Here is a 3,539-nt window from a genome sequence, read left to right as displayed (position 1 = left end):
CTCCTGCACAGGGCGGCCCGCACTCATCTGCTCCGGTGTTCCGGTGTTCCGGTGTTCCTGTAGGACGGCTCAGGGAGCCAGGCAGGCCGTCCCCGGGATCTCGCTGGGCACGCCGGGGGCGGCGGGGTCGATGAGGCCCGCGAGATCGGCCGGGGTCTGGGCGACGCAGTCGACGGTCGCGACCGGGTCCGGCACCGCTACCGCGGGTGCGGACAGGGCGCCGACGACGGCGAGGGCTCCGAGCAGGACAGTGGCGGCACGCCGCATGATCATCCCCTTGTCGGTAGGACGTATCGGTGGAACTGCTGACAAGATCGATCATTGCCCGTGCCGGGGCGTGATCACGTGCCGCGTCACTCCTCCGGGCGTGACGTAACGATCCGCCATGTGCGCGGGGTTGACCTGCGGCCCGGACCCCGCCGCGGGTCAGCCCCGCGGATCGACCCCGCGGATCAACCCCGCCGGTGCAGGGTGAGGTCGACGAGCAGGGCGCGGTGGTCGGTGCCGTCGATGTCGAGGAAGCGGGCACGCTGCGCGGCGAAGTCCCGGGACACCAGGACGTGGTCGATCTGGGTGCCGAACGTCGGGGTCGTCCGGGCGGGCCAGCTGGGTGTACGGGCGGCATCGGCGAGCCGGGCGCCGTCGAGCAGCCCGGCGTCGAGGATGCGGCGGAAGGCGGCGTGGTCCTGGGAGGCGTTGAAGTCCCCGGCGAGGATCGTGGGCGTGGAGGTGTCGGCCGCGGCGTACGCGCGCAGGCGGCCCAGCTCACGCCGCCAGGTGTCCACCTGGCCCGGCAGCGGCGGCATGGGGTGGGCGAGCTGGAGCCGTACCCGCCGTCCCTCCACCTCGGTGGTGGCGCCGGGCATGCCCATGGTGCCCGGGACGGTGGCGGCCTTGGTGAGCGGGAGGCGGCTGAGGATCACCGAGCCGTCGGATCCGTATCCCTCGACGGCCTGCCGGTACGGGTAGCCGTCCCCCTCGAAGGTGTCCCTGAGGGCCGCCGAGCACGTCTGCTCGCACTCCTGGACGAACACGAGGTCGGGGTCGTGGCGGCGCACGGCCGTGATGAGCGCGTCGGTCCCGCGCCCGAACTGCACGTTCGACGTCAGCACCCGGAGCTCGGCCAGCGGCGGCCCGCTCGGCTCGTCCGTCTTGCCGTACGGCTCGATGAACCAGGCGAGGCCGCCGAGCACGACGACGCCCCACACCAGGCCGGTGCGCCAGCGGGCGCGCAGGGCGAGGAGCAGGGCGAGGGCGGTGGGTGCGAGCAGCCACGGCAGGAAGGCGAGCAGCTGCGGCACCGGGGTGACGCCGTCGCTGCCGGCCACCCGGCACCCGAGGACCGCGCTGACCCCGAGGAGCAGCAGCCCCGCGAACCAGCCGCCCGCCCTGCGCCCGGACGCCCGCTCGTCCTCCTCCGCCGGCCGATCGGCCGCCACCGTGTCCACGTTCGGCCTCCGCCTGTTCGCTGGGTCCCGGAAGGGTGCCCGAAAACGTCCCCGAATCCTCCCTCAAGAGACGGGGGCGGTGGGGCGACGGTTGCGCATGTGCCGCACGCCACGGGGGCCCGGACGTTCAGGAGGGCGACTCGGCGTGGAACTCCTGTACGACCTCGATCCGGCCCACGATGTGCGCGTTGAACTCCGCCAGCTCCTCCGCCGGCACCCAGAGCTCCAGGACGGTCCGGCCGCCGACCTGCCGGACTGGGTACCTGGAGACGAACTCCGAGTCGATCTCGAAGCGGGTCACGTAACCGGAGCCGGAGGCGGGCACGTTCCAGTCGCGGGCGATGCGCACGGCGTAGTCCTCGTTGAGGACCGGGTAGAAGATCGGCTGCTCCGGCAGGCGTGCGGGCCAGGCGGTCCAGTCGGAGGCCTCGACGAGCGCGAGCTCCTCGGGGCCGGTCGGGCGCCACAGGGTGGTCGTCGCGGTGGTCGTCGTGGTCGTTGTCGTGGGCTGGGTCGGCATGAGGGGCGACCGTAGTCCGGTATGCGCCGCTCCGCCACGGAATTACCGCGGGTTCGGCCGGGCAGTCGGGCGGGCGGTCGGCTGGGGGTCCGGTGAGGGGCGGCGCTGGTGGTCGTGGAAGCCCGTGACCCAGGCCGCGAGCGCCACTGCCAGTCCCAGCACCACCAGCAGCCATGTCACGGTGCGCAGGGTGGCCGTCAGGGCGTCGTAGACGGCGGCCGCCGCCGCGCGCGACACGTCGGGCGGCAGGTCGGTGAGCGTCACATGGCGGCCCACGGCCACGGCGATGCCCAGCAGGGCGCCGCCCAGCGCCGTACCGAGCCCCGTCGCGAACACCGCGCGGCGGCGGCAGGCGGACACGAGGAGGCCGCCCGCGGCCAGTGCCACGGTGAGCGACGGCAGCCAGAACGAGGTGAGTTCGAGCACGCGGTATCCCTTTCGGAGCCGGTCCAGGTTCTCGGACGACAGCACGACGACCTCGGTGTGTTCGACCGGGATGCGGTGCGCGAACGGCACGCGGTCGTGCACGAGCCGTTCCTTCACCCGCTCGGTGACGGGAGCGACGTCGAGCGTCACGGGCGCCGTGGCGTCGTCGCGCACCGCCCGCAGCACCGTGTCGTGCGCGGCCCGGTTCGCCGTGGACCACGCGATTCGGTACGCCTCGGTCTGCGTGAAGGACCGCACGGCGTCGCGTGTGAACGCCCGCACCGGGCCCTTCAGCGGTGGCGCGACGCGGACCTCCCGCATGACGCCTGCCGTGACCGCGTCCGCGATCTCGTTCCGTACGTGGGGGTCGGCGGCCAGAGCCGCCGTCGCCGCCTCGTACCGTGCCCCGTCCCCGATCTCGTACGTCGCCCACGCCGCCAGCGCGCCGAGCGGCGCGAGCAGCGAGGCGAGCGCGATCAGCACGGCCGACAGGGCGCTCCGTACGTGTCGAGGCACTCTTTCAGGCAAGGCCCCCGGGACGGAGTGCGCGACCGGTCGGGGCGCTGGTGACTGCAGATGGGCGCATACGGCAATCCGTACGGGGCCCCCTCACCTGAGGCGGTGGCCCTGCTCGTCCTCGTGCGTGTAGTGCCAGTAGAAGGCCATCGCGCCCACGGCCGCGGCGACCGGCAGGGACAGGAGCGAGGAGCGCAGGACGCTCTCGTCGGTCTGGCTGTAGAGGAAGCCGAAGGCGATGCCCGCGAAGGAGGCCCACGTGGCGGCGTGGACCTCGCGGCGCAGTCGGGGTGCGGTGACGAGGACAGCGGTGAGGACCAGCATGAACGCGAGCGCGCTCACGAAGCCGAGGAGGACGTTCCAGCCGGTGATGGGGCCTCCGTCGCGGTCGATGGCCGCGGCCCAGTAGCCGTATGTCAGGCCGAACAGCATGGGGAGGGTTCGGCGTGCGAGGGTGTGGGTGCGTTCGCTGAAGACGTCGGGGAGTGGTGCGGGTGTCTCCGACAGCGGTGCCGGGTGAGTCATGTCAGTACTCCTCTCTCTCCGCCGCCCTGCCTTCCAGCGCACACCTCGGGGGGAGCGCCGGCAAGTCGGACCGCGGGTTTTTCTCGCCCCCGCCGCCCCTACCC

Annotated in this window: 5 protein-coding genes; all 5 read right to left on the bottom strand. The window is 73.0% G+C overall.

The annotated features are described in order from the left end of the window. Positions 1 to 69: 69 nt before the first annotated feature. The 5 genes from FNH08_RS47140 to FNH08_RS47120 all read right to left on the bottom strand — a co-directional run bounded on the left by FNH08_RS47140 (position 70) and on the right by FNH08_RS47120 (position 3,435). Positions 70 to 267 (bottom strand): hypothetical protein, encoded by a 198-nt coding sequence (locus FNH08_RS47140; RefSeq protein WP_152778021.1) that lies wholly within the window; start codon positions 265 to 267, stop codon positions 70 to 72. 185 nt (positions 268 to 452) lie between these two features. After that, the gene (locus FNH08_RS47135; RefSeq protein WP_407704597.1) at positions 453 to 1,448 is read right to left on the bottom strand and encodes an endonuclease/exonuclease/phosphatase family protein; all 996 of its coding nucleotides are present in this window, start codon (positions 1,446 to 1,448) and stop codon (positions 453 to 455) included. A gap of 127 nt (positions 1,449 to 1,575) precedes the next feature. Then, entirely contained in the window at positions 1,576 to 1,968 is a 393-nt protein-coding gene (locus tag FNH08_RS47130) for an ADP-ribosylation/crystallin J1 (protein ID WP_152778019.1), read from the bottom strand. Positions 1,969 to 2,010: 42 nt separating this feature from the next. Continuing rightward, positions 2,011 to 2,910 (bottom strand): hypothetical protein, encoded by a 900-nt coding sequence (locus FNH08_RS47125; protein ID WP_322726566.1) that lies wholly within the window; start codon positions 2,908 to 2,910, stop codon positions 2,011 to 2,013. A gap of 93 nt (positions 2,911 to 3,003) precedes the next feature. After that, positions 3,004 to 3,435, bottom strand: coding sequence for a hypothetical protein (locus FNH08_RS47120; protein WP_152778015.1), 432 nt, complete (start codon positions 3,433 to 3,435; stop codon positions 3,004 to 3,006). Positions 3,436 to 3,539: the final 104 nt, after the last annotated feature.

Origin of the sequence: Streptomyces spongiae (assembly GCF_009377185.1) — a bacterium.
GTDB classification, from domain to species: Bacteria; Actinomycetota; Actinomycetes; order Streptomycetales; family Streptomycetaceae; genus Streptomyces; species Streptomyces spongiae.
Note: the sequence above shows the minus strand (reverse complement) of the source record. Positions and strands in the feature narration are given on the sequence as shown.

Bases quoted from the DNA above. Each gene is read 5' to 3' on its own strand.
- FNH08_RS47140 (WP_152778021.1), bottom strand. From the start codon at position 267: ATGCGGCGTGCCGCCACTGTCCTGCTCGGAGCCCTCGCCGTCGTCGGC.
- FNH08_RS47120 (WP_152778015.1), bottom strand. From the start codon at position 3,435: ATGACTCACCCGGCACCGCTGTCGGAGACACCCGCACCACTCCCCGAC.
- FNH08_RS47130 (WP_152778019.1), bottom strand. From the start codon at position 1,968: ATGCCGACCCAGCCCACGACAACGACCACGACGACCACCGCGACGACC.